The following is a 20,060-nucleotide window of genomic DNA, read 5'->3' on the forward strand; positions in this document are numbered from 1 at the left end:
GTATGGCTGAAGAGCGGTTTGCAGAGCGGGTCCGCGGGATCGAGATCTCGGGGATCAGGAAGATGTTTGAAGGGGCGGGCGAGGACTCGATCAATCTCGGTCTCGGCCAACCCGATTTCCCGACGCCGCCCCTGATCAGGGAAGCGGCAAAGCGGGCGATCGACCAGGGGATGACCGGCTACACGATGAACGCCGGGGTCCCTGAACTGCGCGCGGCGGTGAGCGAGAAGTTCAGGCGCGAGAACGCCCTCTCGTACTCGCCCGACCAGGTGATCGTCACGGCGGGTGCGAGCGAGGCTCTCCATATCGTGATGCAGGCCCTGGTGGACGAAGGCGACCGGGTGCTCATCGCCGACCCTGGTTTTGTCTCGTACGCGGCGCTTGCCACGCTTGCCGGCGGCCGGACCGAGGGGCTCGGCCTCGACGCCTCTCTTCACCTCGATGTGGAAGCGGCCAAGGAACAGATGGACGGCGCCCGTCTGCTCGTCCTGAACACACCTGCGAACCCGACCGGGATGGTGGAGAGCGAGGAGTCGGTGAAGGCTCTGGTCGAGTATGCCGAGGACAAAGGCGTCACCGTCGTCGCAGACGAGGTCTACGAGCACTTCACCTACGGCACACCGCACGTGAGTGCGGCGCGGTTTGGCGAGGACGTCGTGACCATCAACGCCACCTCCAAGACCTATTCGATGACCGGGTGGCGTCTGGGCTATATGGCCGCGCCCGAGGCGGTGGTGGATGAGTGCATCAAGGTCCACCAGTATTGCCAGGCGTGCGCCACATCCATCTCGCAGTATGCGGCATTGGCGGCGCTCACCGGGGACCAGTCGCCGGTGGCGGCGATGCGCGAGGAATACCGGGCACGCCGCGACCTTCTCTGTACCGGGCTTGCCGACCTTGGGTTCAGGTTCCCGGCGCCCGAGGGAGCGTTCTATGCGTTTGTCCCGATGGGCCAGAACCTCTTTGCAAAGATCATCGAGAAAGGGGTAATCATCGTCCCGGGTTCGGCCTTCGGTACCTGCGCGCCCGACTACGCCAGGATCAGTTATGCGGCGTCGCAGGACGATCTGCGGCGGGCGCTGGCCAGGATCGCCGAGGCGGTCCTTGAAGATTAAGGTCTCAGAAAAGAAAGGTGAATGATATGAAAGAACTCTTGAAAAAACTCTCCAATGCCCACGGGATCTCGGGGAGCGAGGGGAGCGTCGCCGAGGTCATCAAGGCCGAGGTCGCGCCCTTTGTCGACGAGATCAGGGAAGACTCGATGGGCAACCTCATCGCCGTCAAGAAGGGCGACGATTTCTCGGTCCTGCTTGCGGCGCACATGGACGAGATCGGGGCGATGGTCAAGTATGTCGATGAGAAGGGCTTTGTCAGGTTCGTCACCATCGGCGGATGGTACGACCCCACGCTGTATGCCCAGCGTGTCGTGCTCCACGGGACGAAGGGCCCGGTCTATGGCGTGGTCGGCGGCAAGCCGCCCCATGTGATGAAGGAGGAGGACCGCAAGCGTCCGCCCAAGGTGGACGACATGTTCATCGACATCGGGGCGACCTCGGCTGAGGATGCCGCGGCGCTCGGGATCGAGGTCGGCACCCCGGTCAGCATCGATAGGGAGTTCCGGCCCCTCGCAAACACGCGCGTGACCGGCAAGGCCTTCGACAACCGTGCCGGGTGTGCGATGCTCATCGAGACACTCAAGAAGGTCGAGTCGCCGCACACGATCTATGGGGTCTTCACCGTGCAGGAGGAGGTCGGGTTGAAGGGGGCAAAGACCGTCGCCTACTCGCTCAACCCCGACTGCGCCATCGCCACCGACACCACGATCCCTGGCGATCACCCGGGGATCGAGAAGAAGGACGCTTCCCTGGAGATGGGAGCCGGTCCGGTGATCACCATCGTCGACAGCAATGGTCGCGGGCTCATCGCGAACCGCACGGTCGTCGCATGGCTGCGCCAGGCGGCCGAGGCAAAGGAGGTGCCCTACCAGCTTGAGGTCGGGAAGGGCGGGACCACCGACGCCACCACCATCCACCTGGAGCGGGGCGGTATCCCGGCGACGACGCTGAGCATCCCGACGAGGTACATCCACTCTCCGGTCGAGGTGCTCGACCTCGCCGATATCGAGAACGGTGCGGCGCTCCTCGTCGAGGCGCTGAAGTCCAAACCGGACTTCTAAATCTTTTTTTCTGCGGGGCGGGATGAGGGAGCCCGGTGTTTGATATTATGGCTTTGTAGAAACCCTCACTTCCTCTCGGTGCAAGGGTAACTCAATCGCCTTCCCACACAATCACGCCGGGGGCTCTGCCCCCGGACCCCCAGGACCACGATGGAGCCGGGAAGGCACACAAAATGACCATGAAGAGGGGATTGCCGTCCACGACCTATCGCGTGGCGGGGGGTTCGGGGGGCGGCCAGCCCCCCGTCGAAGAGAACCATCAGGAGGGTTTCTACAGAGCCGTTTTAATAGGAATCTCCACGCTCAGGGCAGGGGCTCCCGTCATCGAGCAATCTTTCTCCAGAACCGAAGAACCAAAAATCATCCCCGTCACCCTGACGACGGTCCCCTCTCATATCTCCATCATTTTCCCCGTGCAGTTCGGCGCAAGAACCTTACCTCTCGCAGCCCAGTATAGAGACATGAAGAGATCAATCGGTGCAAAGACACTGCTGTATCCGCATCCGGTGCTGATCGTCTGCACGTACGACACCAAGGGCACCCCCGACGCCATGACCGTAGCGTGGGGCGGGATCTGCTCCTCGAACCCGCCGTCGGTCGCAATCTCGGTCCAGAAGTCGAGGAAGACCTACGAGAACCTGATGGCAACGCAGGCCTTCACCGTCTGCATCCCCTCCGAGAAACATGTCGCAGAGGCCGACTACTTCGGGATCGAGTCAGGCAAGAACACCGACAAGATCGCCGCCGCGGGTCTCACCGCCGCGAAGGCCACGCAGGTGAACGCCCCCTACATCGAGGAGTTTCCGGTCGTCCTCGAGTGCAAGGTCTCGCAGACCGTCGAGATCGGCGTTCACACCCAGTTCATCGGCGAGATCGTCGACGTCAGGGTGGACGAGGCGGCCCTTGGCGAGGACGGGAACCCGGCGATGGAGAAGGTCATGCCCTTCATCTACGACTCCGCATGCAGGACATACCATGGTGTCGGCCCCGAGATCGCAAAGGCCTTCTCGGCCGGGCGTGCCCTGAAGAAAGAATAACTTTTTAGAATCGGCTCTGTAGAAACCCTCGCCTATTGTGGGGGGATGTGTGTCGCCTGCCTTCCCACCTCTTCGGCTGGGGGCGGCCAAGCCCCCCGCCAGAGAGATTCATCAAGAGGATTTCTACAGAGCCTTAGAATCTTTTTCTGGAGTATTTACCCGGGGTTGACCGCCTCCCCGACCCCATCGCCATCCCGGGGGTTCCGTGGCTGCGAGCGATAGCGAGCATGAGAATACTCGCAGGTCTTCGAGATGTGAGCGGAGTGAACACGAGAAACACGGAGTGTTTCGAAGAGCCCCCGGTGTGAGCGTTTGGGAAGGAGTGAGAGCAAGAACGATTGAGGGGGGACGGTAGGTGATCGGGAGCCGCCCTCATCAAGAGATCATCTTCACCGTCGTCTCGCGCCGGGGGTTTCACCCCCGGACCCCCACGGAGAGAGGATAGGTGGGGACGACAGTGGTTGGTGCTCCTCATTTGCGGTTTTGTTATGATGTGAGTGATCAGGATTTCCTGCGTGGTCTTCCCGTCCCTATCGTCATCCCTGGGGTCCGGGGGCAGCGCCCCCGGCGCGGGCGGGCATGAAGGAAGGCACATCGATCAAATAACAATCTGCTCTCTGCTTCCCCTCACCTCGCCCCCCTCAGGGGGAAGGAGATATGAGGACTGAGCGGCAAGAGTATGAGACCAAGATCCCGAGGGAGAATGCAGATGAACAAAGTCTATGTGATCGGGCACAAGCACCCTGATACCGACAGCATATGCAGCGCCATCGGCTACGCCGAACTCCTCAATAAGAGCGAGCCGGGAAAATACGTCGCCTCCCGCTGCGGGGGAATCAACCCCGAGACCAGATTTGTGCTTGAACATTTTGGAGCCGAAGAACCGTATTTCATCGAGAGCGTCGAACCCAACGTCTCCGACCTCCCCTACACCTACCCGATCAGCGCCCGCGCCGACGTCCCGACCATCGAGGTCGTTGCCAGAATGGACGAGCAGGGCGTGCGGAACATGCCGATCGTCGACGTCGACGACCGCCTCCTTGGCCTGGTCAGTGAACACGGGCTTGCCCGCGCCTATGTGACCAGGACGAAGATCGAACAACTTTCCATCGCCCCCATCAAACTCGAAACCCTTGCCAAGATCCTCAGCGCCGAGATCGTCGTCCCGGGCCCCGACCTCCTGGAAGGCAAGGTCTACATCGCCATCGACGCCCTTCACGTCTCGCTCTCCAGACTGGGCGCACGGGACGTGGCCATCGTCGGCGACAACGAACCGGCGCAACTCGCCCTTATCTCGGCCGGGATCGCCGCCCTCATCATCGCCGACGCCTCGCCGGTCGGCGACCGCGTCATCCATGCCGCAAAGGCCGGGGAGATCGCCGTGCTTTCGACCGCCCTCGACGCCTTCGGGGTCGGGAAGATGATCAACCTCTCCCTCCCCGCAAGCATGGTGATGGCCACCGACATGCCCAGGGTCGGGATGAACGATCCTCTCGAATATGTCAAGGGCGTCGTCTCCAACTCCAAGTACAGGACGGCCTGCGTGGTCGGGGCCGACGACTGTCTCCTCGGGATGATCTCGCGCAACACCTTCGTCGACGAGATCAACAAGCAGGTGATCCTGGTCGACCACAACGAATATTCCCAGGCGGTCGACGGGATCGAGAAGGCCGACGTCCTTGAGATCCTGGACCACCACCGCATCGGGGCGTTCTCGACCCTCAAGCCGATCCGGTTCCTCAACGAACCCGTGGGTTCGACCTCGACGATTGTCACCCGCAAGTTCATCGAAGCAGGGGTCGAGCCTGACCAGAGGACGGCCGGTCTCCTCCTCTCGGGCATCCTCTCCGACACCCTGGTCCTGCGGATGTCCACGACGACGCCTGAAGACCGGAAGGCCGTCGACTATCTTGCCGGGATCGCCGAGGTCGACCCTGAGGCGTACGGGATGGAGATGGTCCAGCAGGGGATCGAACTCAAGGACGTCTCGGTCCACGACCTCCTCCTCAGGGACACCAAGCACTACAACCTCTTCGACCGTGCAGTGGTCATCGCCCAAGTGATCGTCCCCTCCTTCGAGTACAGCGCCGAGCGGACCGGGGAGATCAGGGAGGTCCTTGAGGTCCTCCGTGCCGAGGCAGGGGCCGATATCTTCGTCGCCCTCTTCACGAACGTCTTCGAAAATGCCAGCGACCTCTTCGCGGCCGCCGACGAGGTGACCCTCGCGAAACTGGGGGTGACCGGGCAGCCCATGCGCCTTGAGAACGTGATGTCACGCAAGAAAGATTTCCTCCCGCAGTTTGGGAATATGCTGCGCGGGCTTTGAGAGATTTTGGCTCTGTCGATATCTTCTTGCTGTCTCTCTGACAGGGGGCTTGGCCGCCCCCCGGACTCCCTGCGGATGAAGAGTGGCGGGGGTTTGCACCCCCCGGCACGATCATCACTCTGCCTTCCCGCCTCAATCGCTATCATGGGGGTCTAGTGGTGTGGGAAGACATGACTGCATGGACCTGCAACGAAAAGGGGAGGATCTTCTCACCAGATCTACTGCTCTCTTCTGGGTGTGGGAGGTCTGGAGAGTGTTGGGATGACCTCCATGAAAATGATCCTGACGATCAATCCTGGCGGTTTGTATGATGATTTTTCCTCACCGTGATCCTTCATACCTGATATACGGACTACAGCAACTCCCTCCGAATGACCGGCCGCCCTCATCGCAGAACCTTCACCGCAACCTCATGCCGGGGTTTTCATCCCCTGACCCCCCGGACAGAAGAAGATAGGCGGGGGCGGCAATGAGGCGATGGTCTTATAGAGTATCCCGCTCTGAAGGAGGAGCATGGGTCCACACACCCTGGAGACTCACGATCATGTTCAATCGCGTATGTGTGAGCCGGGGGTTCATGCCCGATTCTACAAATATAGTATGGGTTTTCTCTCGCCGCCTTCCTCGCCGGCACCAGGCATCCTACAGGGCCATAAAATCACTCATGAAGTGAACACACGTCCTCTCTTTTTAAGACAGGAGAATCGGTGAGGATTTTGTTCCATCGCCGCCCCTCTGGCGCAAGAAGACGGTGACGATTCTGTAGTGCGGGCGGCACGTTCTGATCAGCACGCCTTCCCAGATCCTGGTGACGAGGGCGAGTGCTGTCCGGACCCTTGGGAAGAAGATTGGGCTGGGAAGGCGAGATCAATGAACATAAAGAGAGTGTTGTTGTCCTCCGTCACAGAGAATCTTCTTGTGGGGCCTGGGGGGTGAGACCCCTGGCACGAGGAATGAGGAAGGCGAGTGATCTGAGGTTCGCTCTGAGTATATCTCTGGACTCTCTTGGAGTGAACATCTCCTCGAACCAGAGTGCTTCTGTCCGGAAATTCTAAACCCCCAATTGCGTCCTGTCTTCATGGTTGTTCTCTCTGCCTTCCCGGCCTGGGCACTCGCCCCCGGCGCGAGCAGGCCAGAGGTCAGACCCGCTTACTCCTCTTCCCCGATATGATAATGTTTCCTGAGGAACTCGCGCACCTTGTCTGACTCAATGTATCCCCGGTCCAGTCTGTCGACGAGATCGTTGATCGCCGCCACCTGCCTGAGGTACTTCTCGGTATTCTCCCCGCCGTCGAGTTCGGCGAGGCCCTGGATCACCTGGAGAGGATTTCTGATCTCGTCGTTGAGGGCCGCAAACTGCCTGAGGTTCTGTTCGATCTGGGCAAATGCCTCCGACTTCAACTGTTCGAGTTGTTTGCGCTCTGTGATGTCCCTGATGATCGCAAGGAGGTACGGCCCTGAGGTCAGTTCAAAGCGGCCCAGGATCACCTCGGCATCGACCGGGGTGCCGTCCGTGGTCAGGTATTGCCACTCGAAGGAAGTGGTCTTGCCCTCATAGGCCAGTGCGATGTACGCTTCCAGCGCCTCTTTCGAATCCCGGCCGTCAGGCTGCTGGTCTGGGGCGTAGGCACACGGGGAAGTCTGGACCATACTCTCCTTCCTGTGCCCGAGCATCTCGGCGGCTCTGGAGTTGCAGTCGACGATCCGGTCCCTGTCGAGCATACAGATTCCGTCATTTGCCGACTCGACAAGGGTGCGGTAACGCTCTTCTGACTCCTGAATCGTCTGCTCATAATGTTTGCGCTCGGCAAGATATTTTTCCAGGTATTCGAAGAGTTCATTGACCGAAGAGGCAAGGAGGTTCATCTCCTTCATGTTCCCGGCCGGGAGACGGCGCGAATAGTCCTGGTCACGCCGCACCGCCTCGACGACACTGGTCATCTTCCTGAAGTGCGAGATGAGCGAGTGGTCGAGGATCAGGATGATGAGGATACCTGCGACCGAGCAGATGATGATGATCAGGAGGACAAAGGAATAGATAGCGTCCAGTCCCCCGAAGTAGAGGGTGCGCGGGAGGTCGACCCTGATGATATATTCTGAAGACCCCGCGAGGGCAGAGACCGGGAGGATCCCCGAGATGGTGTGGCGGTCGTCTGAGATTCTGATCGTGGTCCAGTTGGTGTTTGGCGACCTGGGATGACTGGGACTGAACATGGTCTGTTCGCCCTCGCTGACCAGGGAGACTGGTATCATCGCCACATCAGAGATCTCCTGCACCATCTCTCCGTCGAGATTGCGCCCTATGACCAGTGTCCCGGCCCGGGGTCCCTCGCCCGACCCCCTGAGCACCGGGGCGGCGGCGACGAGGGTAGGTCCGTTCTGGAGGACCACGATCCCTTCCACTCCTTCATCGACCCTGGTCAGGTTCAGGTGCGTGGCTTCAGAGAGGAGTGTCTGCGAGGTGGAGGTCTGGTTTTCGGCACCGAATCCAAGGTGGACGACCATATCACCCTCCGCGTCGAATAGGAGGAGCCAATCGACCTGGGATGAAATGAAGGTTTCGTTGAGGAATAGAGATTGGAGGTTGGAAGATTCAGAAGAACTGAGGCGGTAATAGGTCTCGTCCCAGGTTGCATAGTCGCCTGCAAGGAGACCAAGAGCGTATACTTCCTTATCGATATGACTCTCGAGCAGGTCGCAGGTCCTCTCGACAGTGGTCTTCTCGACATTGTCCAGGCTCTTGAGCAAGAGGTAGTTGGACGCGAGGACAATCCCGCAGATCAGGGAGAGCGTGATCAGGACTGTTACTAATGCAACATGAGTGCGCAGTTTCATCGTTCGTGTTCCCTCGAAGTATGCTGCTTAGATTCTAAGTCCTCTTGGAGATGACCTGGATGGACTACAGGGCCGGTGCGCGCACATTTGCATAACAGTGCGGGTTTCTGATACTTAATAGGGATGCTTTGAGAGCTCTATGGATTCAGCTGCATTTGACAAAGTCAGCTTATTTTAGCTAACAAATAGGATCGACCCACCGGTGTACCAGGGATAAAGAAGGTGAGAGACGCAGGATCAGGAAGCGGTGTACTCAAAGAAATGCAACAGAAAATCACAGACGCCCCGGCTGGGATTCGAACCCAGGTCGAAAGCTCCGGAGGCTTCCAGGATATCCACTACCCTACCGGGGCCTGCTCATACTACTTGTCTCGCCAGATATAAAAAATGGTGGGCCACTCAGAGGTGGCGGACATGGTAGAGGCTCCAGATCTTGCAGGCGCCCTCGTGACTGACCATACAGGGGCCGACCGGAGTCCTTGGCGTGCAGAGTTTGCCGAAGAGTTTGCAGTCGGTGGGCTGGGCGATCCCGCGCAGCACCCGGTCGCAGATGCATCCTGAGTGCTTTTCCACGTGCTTGATCTCGATCCCGAACTTCTTCTGGGCGTCGTAGTGCGCAAACTCGGGCCTGAGTCTCAGCCCGGACTTCGGGATCACCGGGAAGCCGCGCCATTCCACGTTGACCGGTTCAAAGACCTCGTACATCAACTCCATCGCCTTTGCGTTTCCCTCGCGGCAGACCGCACGCGGGTAGGCGTTTTCGACCTCGTGGCGTCCTTCCTTCACCTGCTTGACCAGCATCAGGAGGCCGAGGAGGATGTCTTCTCCCTCGAACCCGCCGACGACCTGCGGGACCGGGAAGTGCTCGTACTCTTCGTAGCCGGTGACAACGCAGACGTGGCCCGGGAGGAGGAACCCGTCCAGCGAGGCCTCCCCCTGTTCGAGCAGCCACTGCATCGCCGGTGGGACGAGGCGGTGGCAGGAGAGGATGGAGAAGTTCTCTGGCGGGCGGGCAAGGATCGTCGCCGCCACCGTCGGTGCCGTCGTCTCGAACCCGACCGAGATGAAGACGACCTCTCTGTCAGGGTTCTTCTCTGCGATCTCGACAGCCTTGTGGATGCCCTGGACGACGCGTACGTCCCCGCCGCTCGACTCAAGCGAACCTTTTGTGCCAGGAACCCGGAGGAGGTCACCGTAGGTGGCGACGATGCACCCTTTCTCCACGAATTCCAGGGCGGCGTCGATCTCGCCCTGCGGCGTGATGCAGACCGGGCACCCTGGTCCCATCACGATTTTTAATTTCTCGGGGAGGACGCTGCGCAGCCCGGTCCGTGCAATGGCCGCCTCGTGTGTCCCGCAGATATGCATGAATGTGTAGTCGCGGTCCACCAGGTCATGGAGCGCGGCCTTCAGTTCGTCTCCTGTTGCCATGGAATCCTCATAGTGTACTATGCCTTCCAGAGGATAAGTGTACCTATGGGAAACGCCCTGTACGCTACCTGTCTCCTTTTTTCCGGGCCGATGGGATCGGTAGTCATGACGGGGGCTCGTGCCTGCTACGGAAATGTGCGGCGGAAGGACGGAGGCAATGGCTGGCGACCTGATCATTGAGGTGATCGATGGGGTGGTGACTCTCTCTATTTTCTCCAACGTCTCTGGCGGAGTGCGGCATCGATCTCGAACCGGTCACGGAGAGTGTGCCGACCTGGAGGTCCAACGACCATGGTCATCTCCTATGCCTGGGCCCGGGGTTCACGCATATGGGATGAACATTTCATGTCGCTTCATCGCCGACCCCGCCTCTCTTCTTTGTGGGGAGTAAGGGGGGCGGTACGCCCCCCGGCATGAGACGGCAATGAAGGGTCTTGCGATTGTGGGCGGCATGCCTGTTCATCGCGCCTTCCTCTTTCTTCTCGCCTGGGACGAGTCCCGCCCGGATCCCCGGGATGAGAAGATAGGGGTGGGAGAAGGCAGAAGGATGATCGTGAAGATGGGATGCGAACCCCCGTCAATCTTCATCCGCGGGGAGTCCAGAGGGCGGGTACGCTCCCCGGTGGAGGAGAGAGGGTAGAATTTCTGGAAGGATGCATTTCAGTTTGAGGAGATATTCACACCTAGGGAGTTCTGGGATATGCTCATGGTAACCCCTCTCACCTCTTCCTGATGCACGCGTGCCTCGCCTCCCTCCCTCGATACCCGCACGGACCCCCGGGATGGCGATGGGGGTGGGAAGGCACACCCAACGATCATGAAGAGAGGGGTGCGGTCCCCGCCGCAGAGTCTGTCAAGAGGGATTTCTACAGGGTCGTGATCTGGGATCTCGCCGTGCCGTTCAGTTCGACTCCCCTGGAGTGTCTCGATGCCTGGGTCGGAAGAATGTCCCTCTCTCCTCGGTCTTCTCTTCAATCAACTCTTCTTCAAGGAGGTACTGGATATATTTCCCGACCTCGTTCCTGTGCAGCCCGGTGATCCTGGCCAGATCGTCGAGGGTGCAGGGGCGCCTCCTGACCATGGAGAGGATGAACTCAGAGGTCTCCAGGTGGAACGACCCCACGGTCTCACGCGAGGGGAGGTCGGCGATGATCTCGACAGGTGCGGCGGTGATGGCGGATGCGATCTCCTTGAGCCTCTTCTTTGATGCGGGCCTGACCCATATGGCGGCACCCGGGCGGTCGAGGGTGTTCAACTGGACTTTGTCGGGCCTGATCCTCTCGATTGCTCGTGCAATCCCGGCGATCTCCTCATCGCTGTCATTGATGCCGGGCACGATGAAGACTTCGAGCCAGAGGGCGCCTGCGTACTCCTCCCTGAACTGCACGATCCCGTCGATCACTTCTTCAGGGGTCACCAGAGGGTGTGCCCGGTGGATCTTCCTGAAACTCTCTTCTGAGGCGCTGGTGAGGGTGGGGACGACAAGGTCGGCCCTGGTGAGGGCGCGGCGCACCTCGGGGTCTGGGAGGAGACTGCCATTGGTGAGGACGGCCACCCGGTACGAGGGGAACTCGTCCTTGATCATCCTGATCACCTCGCCGATCCCGGTGTGAAGTGTGGGTTCCCCTGACCCGGCAAGGGTGAGGTAGTCGAGGTCAGGGGAGGTGGCAAGGTAGGCGCGCAGTTCCCTGATCACCTCGTCGGTCGGGACATATTCTCCTCTCTCTATGGTGAGGCGGGTTGTCGGGCCGCATTCGCAGTAGACGCAGTCGTATGGGCAGGTCTTGAAGGGTATGAGGTCGACCCCGAGCGAGACGCCGAGACGCCTGGACGGGACCGGGCCGAAGAGATGATAATAAGTCATAATGTGCCGTGTGGATCTGCACTTCGTCAGAGAAAAAGCGATCTGTCAGGGCAGGGGTAGGGAGGTGGCCCGCGCCTGCCGGAAGAATATTTCATTCCTGTTGGTCTGCGGGGGCGCTACGCTTCCCCCGCAGAGATACCTATCCTGAGGGTTTCTACAGAACCCGAAGATTTCCATCTTCTCAGACTCGTTCTCGTTCGCATCCCTGGGATGGGGATAGAGGCAGGAAGGCGCAATGGATGAAGATGAGAAGGAAGGTTCTGTTCACCTCTCGTTCCTGCGAAGATGGATGCAAAGGTATAATGTCGCAGGTCGCCACTTCCCGCCATGGAGAGGGGGCGTGAGTCTGGATGAATGACAGTTTTGACAGCACTTATATCGTCAGGAAAGAGCGTTTCGAAGAATTTCTTGCCGATGTCGAAGGATTGGCGCTGACGGCCTACACGGTGCCGGCTTTTACCGCGCTGGACCTGTACCTGCTCATCGACATGAACCGAGACATTGCGGTGCGGGTGGTGTGGCGCCCGGAGACGACGGTGAAAGCGATCAAGGCCCTGGACGAGAAGTGGTTTTTGAGGGATTATTGACTCCTTGCAGATGTCGGTGGCGGAGAGAGGGGTGGGCAGGTCATGACGAGGAGGCTATCCTATCCTGCCTCTCTTCGTCGTGGAGAAACGAGTGTCAGCGGGTGTGAAAAGATAGTTCCTGTGGAAATTCTCTGGATGGAGAGGAGTGATTGGAAGTACTCTGCCATACCCATTCAAGGTCGGTCCGCCGATGGTAGTCGTCTTCCGAATGATGGCTTTGTAGAAATCCTCTTGATCGTTCTCTTCGCCGGGGGGTGGCACTCGCCCGCGGCGGGAGCATGGGGGAAGACATGATGTTGAGGTGTGTCGTCCTCGTCATCATGGAATCTCTTTCGCCGTATCGCGCGGGGTGTGTGCATCCCATCAGACACGAAGATCAAAGATCGTCTTGAACTCACGAGGAAAAAGATCCATGTGCGTCCCAAAGGCCCACAATTATTTCATCGCATATATGTGAGCCCGGGGTTCATACCAGATCTACAGAATTTATAGAGACGAGACTTTGCCTCAACAGATAGGGGGTGGAAGATGGATGGAGGATCATATGACGAGGAAGATTTCCATCACCGATGAAGCATATGATCTCTTGAGCACGCTGAAGAGATCTGATACAGAGAGTTTCTCAGATGTAATCGTGCGTCACTATTCCAGAAGAAATAGAAGATTATCCGAAGTGCTGGATGAAGTCGGAGAGTGTGAAGATCTCGCCGACAGCATCGAAGAGACGTCAAAGGAGATGCGAGGGCGTGCGATGAAAGAGCACGAACTCTGAATGTCTGTGGGTCCTGGTGATTCTCATCTTCTCGAATGTGCTCGCGCTCGTAGCGCGATGATTGGGAGGTCCAAGGGCTCTGGAGATATTTTCTTTATGAGCTCTGTAGAAACCCTCTTGATGGTTCTCTTCGCCGGGGGGCTGGCCGCCCCCCGAACCCCCCGCACCACGATAGGTCGTGGACGGCAATCTCCTCTTCAGGGTCATTTTTTGTGCCTTCCCAGCTCCATCGTGATCCTGGGGGTCCGGGGGCAGAGCCCCCGGCGTGATTGTGTGGGAAGGCGATTGAGTCACCCTTGCACCGAGAGGAAGTGAGGGTTTCTACAGAGCCTTTTTATGATTTTTTCAGGTGGGAACCACCGGGCGATCCCCCCCATTCAAATTTGTCTGGTGTGCCTTCCCGGTGCGACTGTCTATAGGTGGGGGTGGCCATGCGATGACCTTCCCATATGGTGTTCCAGGAGACCCATGGTCATGTCCATCTCGTATGCGTGAGTCCCCGGAGTTCATGCCAGATTCTACATAGCCAATTATTTGGCTCTGTAGAATTCACCATGAACCCTGGTTCAAGCATACGGGATGAAAATTTCTCACCACTTGCTCTCTCTTTCTTTTCAAGACAGGAGAACTGGTAGAGACTTCGTTCCATCGCCGCCCCCACCTCTCTTCGTCGTGGGGGGTCCGGGGGGCACTCGCCCCCCGGTGAGAGATTCCAGGGAAGATGCTGCGATTGAGGGCAGCACGCCTGACCGACGTGCCTTCCCACGTGTTTGTGCCGGGGGCTCTGCCCCCGGACCCCTGGGATGAAGATAGGGAGGGAAGGCAGAGAACCTGATGTTCAGAAGGTGTCTCTTTCCTCTGTGTATCAGTATTGAGGATAATCAGTGCGTTCGAATTCTCATCCATAAATCCAGAATAGAACGACTGAATCATTTTCATGGTAACCCCTCACTTTTTTTGGTCTGAGTATGATTCAACCGCCTTCCCTCATGAATCGTGATGGTGTCGCGGCCCCCGGACCCCTGAGATGAAGATTGGGCCGGGGAGGCATATTCAAAATCCCTGAAGAGAACTTGCCGTCCTCGACCAATCGTGACGCGGGGTTCGGGGGGGCGCCGCGCCTCCCGCAGAGATCGTTATCAAGAGGTTTTCTACAGAGCGAATTATTTGTGTTCTTGAACGTGTTCTCACGCGTAACTCGAAAATTGAGCCCTGTAGATACCCTCACTTATCATGGCGAGAGATCAGAACACAGAAATGCAGAAAATTTGGCTCGGTAGAATTCGGCATGACCCTCGTCGAGGCTCAGAGATATGTGATTGAACGTTTCTGTAAGTCTCTGGGATCTGCATGGACTTGTGGGCAATCGATAAGAGCACTACTCACCTGCTGTCTCCTTCTCTCCTCAGGTGGGGGACATTGTGGTTCTGTGGTCTGCTCATAAGACTCATGCATGCCCTCTCCACATGCGGTCCAGGGGAGAGCGACCTGGAGAAAAGATCCATAGAATAAAAATACTACTCAAAAACACTGAAAAGAACCGAGCAAAAGTGATGAGAGCCTCGGGCGGGAATCGAACCCGCGACCTCTTCCTTACCAAGGAAGCGCGATACCGCTATGCCACCGAGGCACCTGTTCATCGTGCCGGTGACCAGGTCACTCGACCACAGATGCATTACATAGGTGGTCGTATCTCCTATAAAATGGTGTTGATTGTTCCAGATGGAAAAAAGAATAATATTGTGCTTATATTGCGAGATTATCTGCTCTTAAAACTCTTCAAGTCTCTTCATACTCTCTACCGCGCCTTCGATCCCTCTCACTTCAATGATCGGGTCGACGCCGCTCTTCCTGACCACATCCATCACCGCGGCGAAATCGATGGTTCCTGTACCCACCGGTGAGTGGGTATCGGCACTCCCGTCATTGTCGTGAAGGTGAAAATGGACGATCGACTGGTCGAGGAATTCTGGCAGACATCCCCTGATATTGGCATGCCCCACGTCGAGGACCAGGCCCGCCCCGCACGGGAGCGGGAGTTCGTCGGGCGTCTGGAGGAGAAAGAACTCCCATGCCATATTTTCCACTGCATACCTGACCGAGCGCTCCTCTGCCGCCTCTGAGAGTTCGGCCAGCGAGTGTTCAAACTGCCGGCGTGCGCGTACTTTGTCGGCCTCCCATGCAAAGTAGCCTGGATGGATGACCACGTCGGCATCCACCTCGCCTGCGATGGAGAAACAGTCGGTGATCACCTCGATACTTGCGCGTCTGATCGGTTCGAGAGTGCTGGCGATATTGACGCTCCTTGAAGGTGCATGGAGGGTATAGCGCAGGTCATAGGAGAGAAGAGGCTCTGCATCTTCAAGATAGTGAAGCCCGTCGTCCATCACCTCGACGTACCCAGTCGACGCTGCAATCCTGTCCAGCGCCTCGGGGAGCGGGAGGTCATGGAGGGCATAGGTGGAGATCCCGTACATGGAAGAGAATAGCGCACTGAAAATAAAAGAGGTTGTGCCGGGCCAGGCCCTCTGTCCTGCCGGCCTACTCGCTCTGCTGCTCTACATACCGCTCAGGCACCATGACCTTGAGGTCATAGGACTTGATGCAGTAGGTGTTGATCACGAACCAGTAGTCCCTGTAGCCCTCGAAGAACTTCTCAGACCACATCCCGTCGGTCTCTGAGTCGCTCTTTGTAGTGTTGCCCTGCTTGAAGTCGGCGTGGGGGTGAGAGAGGATCCGCACAAACCGGTTGGGGTCGTTTGCGTCCATCACCTGGATGTTGAAGAAGCAGAACTCAGTGTTGTACGGGTCCGCCTCATACCAGAGTTCCCAGTACGGGTAGGGGATATGAACGATCTCGGTCGTGCCGCTCTCGGTACCATGGATCTCCGCATAGGTGACCATCTTGTTGGTGCTCTGCGGGAGGGCGGGGTACCGGATCGGGGCCTGGACGCGCTCCTTTACGAGGCTGAGGTTGTACGACGAGGGGTCGACAAACCCGATCTCCTGGGGTTTCCCGTCCCATCCTGGGGCGGGCGTGGGCGTCGGGAGGGGCGGGTCGGTGACCGAGGGTGTCGGGACGACGCTCCCGTTCCCTGGCCCGGTCACTCCCGGCGTTCCCTGGCCGGGGTCCTCACCATTGACCATGGGCTTGACGACCACGGCAACGATGATGACGATTACAATTGCAGCCACAAGGCTGACTACATCTTCCTTCTCCATCTGCGTGCTCGATGACTATATGATTCCGTGATGCATAAAAATTCTTCCATCTTGGAATTAAGAATTGAATGGAGAGGTATTCACGATAAAAGAATTAGTTGGGCTTGCATAAAAATAAGAACCTATAAATACTTAGAATGAGAGTTACACGGTAGGAATGTTGGATGGGTCCAGCGTTCACAAAAAAAACAATTAGGGTGAAGTTATGAGAAAATTCGCGAAGAATGATGAGGCATTTACCGGTCTCGAGGCAGCGATCGTCCTGATCGCCTTCGTCGTCGTGGCCGCAGTGTTCTCATATGTCATGCTCGGCGCCGGGTTCTTCACATCCCAGAAGAGCCAGGAAGTCGTCCACACCAGTGTGGAGCAGGCAAGCGCGAGCATTGAAGTCCGTGGCGACGTCTACGGCTATGACAAAGCAAAGACTGGTGAGATCGTTGGTCTCCAGTTCAACCTGGCCCTGACCGCCGGTGGATCCCCGGTCGACATCAACAAGACAGTCATGACCTACGCCACCGCTGACACGGTCCAGGTTCTCACCAGGGATCTCACCAAGGACGCAGACACCCTCGCTGTTGGCGAGTGGACTGTGATCAAGAAGGTCGGGAACAATGACACTGACAACCTCGTCGAGAGAGGCGAGCAGTTCGTCATCAACGTCAAACTCCCGCAGACCCTTAAGGCCAACGAGCACTTCAACCTTGAGGTCAAGCCGGCCGCCGGTGCCGCCCTCGGGCTGAAGAGGACTGCACCGCCGCAGATCGACGCGGCGAACCTGCTGTACTGAGGTGACAGAGAATGAAATTTATGAGAAATGAAGAAGGTTTCACCGGTCTCGAGGCAGCGATCGTCCTGATCGCCTTCGTCGTCGTGGCCGCTGTGTTCTCCTATGTCATGCTCGGCGCCGGGTTCTTCACCTCACAGAAGAGCCAGGAAGTCGTCCACACCAGTGTCGACACCGCCAGTGCGAGCCTCGAGGTCCGCGGCGATGTGATCGGCCGTGACAACACTACGAACCAGAAGATCGACGTCATTGAGTTTGCGGTGGCCCAGACCGCCGGCGGCACGCCTGTCGACCTGAACTCCACGGTTCTCACCTACGCTACCGACGAGGGCGTCTGGATCCTTGATCAGGTCTATAAGACCGATGATCTTGCTCCGGGCAAGTGGATGCTCAAAGAATCCCTCAACGGCGACGGTGACACCCTTGTCGAGAAGGGCGAACTTGCAATCATCCAGGCCGACATCGGTGGCGACGGTACTGCCACTTTCCCTGCAGAACTTGAGGCCAACGAGAACTTCAACCTTGAGATCCAGCCGGCCGACGGCGCTGCTCTCGGTCTGAAGAGGACCGCCCCGCCGCAGATCGACAAGGTGAACCTGCTGTACTGAGGTGACAAAGAATGAAGTTTATGAGAAATGAAGAAGGTTTCACCGGTCTCGAGGCAGCGATCGTCCTGATCGCCTTCGTCGTCGTGGCCGCTGTGTTCTCCTATGTCATGCTCGGCGCCGGGTTCTTCACCTCACAGAAGAGCCAGGAAGTCGTCCACACCAGTGTGGAGCAGGCCAGTGCCAGCATGGAAATCCGTGGCGACGTCTATGGTCTGAACACCACCGCCGCATCAAAGAACAAAGTCGACATCATCGACTTTACGCTCTCCCTGACTGCCGGTGGCACCCCGGTCGACATCAACAAGACCGCGATGACCTATGTGACCTCGGAGTATGCCGGCGTCATCAAGTATAAGGGTACTGCTGAAGGCACTGACCCCGAAGCGGGTACCTGGTCGGTCTACAAGAGAGTCGACGCTGACAAGGACTACCTGGTCGAGCCAGGGGAGCAGTTCATCGTCCGCCTCGCCCTTCCAACTGATGAGGAACTTGGCGCCAACGAGAAGTTCAGCGTTGACATCAGGCCCCCGGTCGGTGCGGCACTTGGTCTGAAGAGGACTGTCCCGCCGCAGATTGACGCAGTCAATCTCCTCTACTAACCCCCTTTTTTCTTTGAGGTGCGCCTCTCAAAAAGGGAATGGTGACGTAGAATGACGGTGAACCAGGCACAGGTTGATCAGATTCTTGGCGCCGCGTCGGCAGACGACCCAGAGGTCAAACTCGCCAACCTTGAGCGCGAGGTCGACCTCGTCAAAACCTCGATCAAAAAGCTCCTCATCGATATCAGGGAGCGGATGAACGAGATGGAGAACCCCTTCGTCTTTGCTGCAAGCGGCTTTGCCCAGGCACCTGCTGAAGAGTCGGCAGACGCTGAAGAAGAACTTGAAGAAGAAGAGGAAGAAGAAGTCGAGGAAAAACCGAAAAAACAGAAAACACCGGACCTCGGGGCAGACCTTGCCGGGCTCCAGGCCGACGGCGAGATGCTTGCGGCCCTCCAGGCACACCTTGCCAAGACCCAACCTCTCCCCGCAGACCCGCCCAAACAGAGCAAACTCAGGCTCCAGAAAGTCCATCGCCTCTTTGAGTGGACCGGGCAGGCCGTCAAGAAGTACGGCCTCGACAGGCTCGAGATCATGCTCGACTCGTACTCCTCCATGGGCTACCTTGAACGCGAGGAAATCGCCCAGGTCAAGGAGATCGCCAGGCTCATGCCCCCGTCCCTCGGCGAAGCCGACGAGATCGAGGCAGAAGAGTTTGTCTCAGAACTCTATGTCCTCAACCGCATCCTCGATCCCAACGACACCTCCCTTGATAGGGACATGATCCAGGTGCTGATGGGCAAGAAGCCGGAGAGCACTGAAGAGTCCAAAGAAGAGTGCAAAGAGAAGAAAAACAGCGAAGACTGGGTCCAGTCGCTTGAACAGATCTAAAGGGCATGATGGATGTCGAGCGAAACCATAACCACCGCAATTTTTCTGATTACTGCAGTCGTAGCGGCTGCAGTGCTCGTCAACGCCATATTTCCTATTATCTACACGGTTTCCGACACCGCAAGCTCGGCATCCCATGCTGCGGACGAACGACTCAGGACCGACGTCAAGATCATCAACACTTTTGCATCGGCCGGCGGCCATGACGCCAGAATCTGGCTTAAGAATACCGGGACATCCCGGATCTCGGCCGCCGCCCTGAACACCTCCGATATCTTCATCGGTGCGCCAGGGGACTTCGACCGCGTCTCGCAGGGGACCGACGGGTGGGAGGCCACCATCCTGGACGGCGACGTCGACTACTGGCTTCCAGGAGAGACGGTCCGTATCGACATCATGGACAACCTCCTGATCCCTGACACAAAAGGGGATTCGGTCTATTTCCAGGTCGTCCTGCCGGGGGGTGCGGCCAGGACAAAAGAGTTCACGGCAGGGGTGTGACATGGGCGCGGCATCGGTGGTCGCATCCGCCATCTCCATCGTCCTCATCATCATCGTGGCCTACGTGGTCATGGGGGGCGTGATCATCACCGCCGAGACGGTGGCCGATGCCCAGGGAGCCCGCCTCCAGCAGGAGGAACTCAGGCTCCATACTGGCATCGAGGTCACCGACTATACCCTTGATGAGGGTACCTCGATCCTATACCTCAACCTTACCAACACCGGGAGCGAACCAGTACTCACGTACGATCAGATGGTGGTCTTTACCGCGGCCGAGGACGTCCCCCCGGTCTACTACTCATATGAACCAGGGGGGAGCGACGGGACCTGGTCGTGGCTCGCCATCACCCCCGACCTCGTCCACCCCAAGGAGTTCGACCCTGACGAGGTGATGAATATCTCGGTGAGGTACGCCGGCGAGCGCCCAGAATGGGTCCAGGTGACCACCCCGAACGGAATTTCAGATTCACGATACCTGAGGTGAGAG

Annotated in this window: 17 protein-coding genes and 2 tRNA genes; 12 read left to right on the top strand and 7 right to left on the bottom strand. The window is 58.2% G+C overall.

The genetic code is table 11. From position 1 onward, the window contains the following. Positions 1–2: 2 nt before the first annotated feature. The 4 genes from J2129_RS02955 (at position 3) to J2129_RS02970 (ending at position 5,539) form a co-directional block, all read left to right on the top strand. Positions 3–1,115 (top strand): pyridoxal phosphate-dependent aminotransferase, encoded by a 1,113-nt coding sequence (locus J2129_RS02955; protein WP_209629356.1) that lies wholly within the window; start codon positions 3–5, stop codon positions 1,113–1,115. Positions 1,116–1,141: 26 nt separating this feature from the next. Then, positions 1,142–2,176, top strand: a complete 1,035-nt coding sequence (locus J2129_RS02960; protein ID WP_209629357.1) for a M42 family metallopeptidase — start codon at positions 1,142–1,144, stop codon at positions 2,174–2,176. A gap of 461 nt (positions 2,177–2,637) precedes the next feature. Continuing rightward, positions 2,638–3,213 (top strand): flavin reductase family protein, encoded by a 576-nt coding sequence (locus J2129_RS02965; protein ID WP_209629358.1) that lies wholly within the window; start codon positions 2,638–2,640, stop codon positions 3,211–3,213. Between the two features lie 709 nt (positions 3,214–3,922). Beyond that, positions 3,923–5,539 (top strand): putative manganese-dependent inorganic diphosphatase, encoded by a 1,617-nt coding sequence (locus tag J2129_RS02970; protein ID WP_209629359.1) that lies wholly within the window; start codon positions 3,923–3,925, stop codon positions 5,537–5,539. A 1,149-nt stretch (positions 5,540–6,688) separates the two neighbouring features. Here J2129_RS02970 and J2129_RS02975 read toward each other — a convergent pair. The 4 genes from J2129_RS02975 to J2129_RS02990 all read right to left on the bottom strand — a co-directional run bounded on the left by J2129_RS02975 (position 6,689) and on the right by J2129_RS02990 (position 11,669). Beyond that, positions 6,689–8,374 (bottom strand): CHASE4 domain-containing protein, encoded by a 1,686-nt coding sequence (locus J2129_RS02975; protein ID WP_209629360.1) that lies wholly within the window; start codon positions 8,372–8,374, stop codon positions 6,689–6,691. A gap of 281 nt (positions 8,375–8,655) precedes the next feature. Continuing rightward, positions 8,656–8,727: transfer RNA gene (locus J2129_RS02980), tRNA-Arg, on the bottom strand. Between the two features lie 46 nt (positions 8,728–8,773). Next, a complete protein-coding gene (gene hypD, locus J2129_RS02985) occupies positions 8,774–9,805 on the bottom strand; it encodes a hydrogenase formation protein HypD (protein WP_209629361.1) in 1,032 nt (343 codons plus the stop codon). A 901-nt stretch (positions 9,806–10,706) separates the two neighbouring features. Next, positions 10,707–11,669, bottom strand: a complete 963-nt coding sequence (locus J2129_RS02990) for a radical SAM protein (RefSeq protein ID WP_209629362.1) — start codon at positions 11,667–11,669, stop codon at positions 10,707–10,709. A 350-nt stretch (positions 11,670–12,019) separates the two neighbouring features. On the opposite strand from J2129_RS02990, the gene J2129_RS02995 reads away from it, so the two are divergent. Both J2129_RS02995 and J2129_RS03000 read left to right on the top strand, forming a co-directional pair. Beyond that, entirely contained in the window at positions 12,020–12,256 is a 237-nt protein-coding gene (locus J2129_RS02995) for a hypothetical protein (protein ID WP_209629363.1), read from the top strand. A 544-nt stretch (positions 12,257–12,800) separates the two neighbouring features. Next, positions 12,801–13,028 (top strand): antitoxin VapB family protein, encoded by a 228-nt coding sequence (locus J2129_RS03000; RefSeq protein ID WP_209629364.1) that lies wholly within the window; start codon positions 12,801–12,803, stop codon positions 13,026–13,028. Between the two features lie 1,558 nt (positions 13,029–14,586). Here the strand turns inward: J2129_RS03000 and J2129_RS03005 are convergent. The 3 genes from J2129_RS03005 to J2129_RS03015 form a co-directional block, all read right to left on the bottom strand. After that, positions 14,587–14,658 (bottom strand) — tRNA-Thr (locus tag J2129_RS03005). Between the two features lie 139 nt (positions 14,659–14,797). Then, positions 14,798–15,505: a sugar phosphate isomerase/epimerase family protein gene (locus J2129_RS03010; RefSeq protein ID WP_209629365.1), complete on the bottom strand. Its 708-nt coding sequence runs from the start codon at positions 15,503–15,505 to the stop codon at positions 14,798–14,800. Positions 15,506–15,569: 64 nt separating this feature from the next. Then, positions 15,570–16,223 carry a hypothetical protein gene (locus J2129_RS03015; RefSeq protein WP_209629366.1) on the bottom strand — a complete coding sequence of 218 codons (654 nt, stop codon included), beginning with the start codon at positions 16,221–16,223 and terminating at the stop codon, positions 15,570–15,572. Between the two features lie 232 nt (positions 16,224–16,455). Here J2129_RS03015 and J2129_RS03020 point away from each other — a divergent pair, with 232 nt between their 5' ends. From J2129_RS03020 to J2129_RS03045, 6 genes are read left to right on the top strand one after another with little or no spacing between them, the layout of a single operon-like run. After that, complete coding sequence (locus J2129_RS03020) at positions 16,456–17,037, top strand: flagellin (RefSeq protein WP_209629367.1); 582 nt, start codon at positions 16,456–16,458, stop codon at positions 17,035–17,037. 11 nt (positions 17,038–17,048) lie between these two features. After that, complete coding sequence (locus tag J2129_RS03025; protein ID WP_209629368.1) at positions 17,049–17,642, top strand: archaellin/type IV pilin N-terminal domain-containing protein; 594 nt, start codon at positions 17,049–17,051, stop codon at positions 17,640–17,642. A gap of 11 nt (positions 17,643–17,653) precedes the next feature. After that, a complete protein-coding gene (locus tag J2129_RS03030) occupies positions 17,654–18,241 on the top strand; it encodes an archaellin/type IV pilin N-terminal domain-containing protein (protein WP_209629369.1) in 588 nt (195 codons plus the stop codon). 51 nt (positions 18,242–18,292) lie between these two features. Then, positions 18,293–19,072, top strand: a complete 780-nt coding sequence (locus J2129_RS03035; protein ID WP_209629370.1) for a hypothetical protein — start codon at positions 18,293–18,295, stop codon at positions 19,070–19,072. A gap of 12 nt (positions 19,073–19,084) precedes the next feature. Continuing rightward, positions 19,085–19,573: a flagellin gene (locus tag J2129_RS03040; protein WP_209629371.1), complete on the top strand. Its 489-nt coding sequence runs from the start codon at positions 19,085–19,087 to the stop codon at positions 19,571–19,573. 1 nt (position 19,574) lies between these two features. Next, positions 19,575–20,057, top strand: a complete 483-nt coding sequence (locus tag J2129_RS03045; protein WP_209629372.1) for a hypothetical protein — start codon at positions 19,575–19,577, stop codon at positions 20,055–20,057. Positions 20,058–20,060: the final 3 nt, after the last annotated feature.

It is taken from the genome of Methanofollis sp. W23 (assembly GCF_017875325.1).
In the GTDB taxonomy this organism is placed as follows: domain Archaea; phylum Halobacteriota; class Methanomicrobia; order Methanomicrobiales; family Methanofollaceae; genus Methanofollis.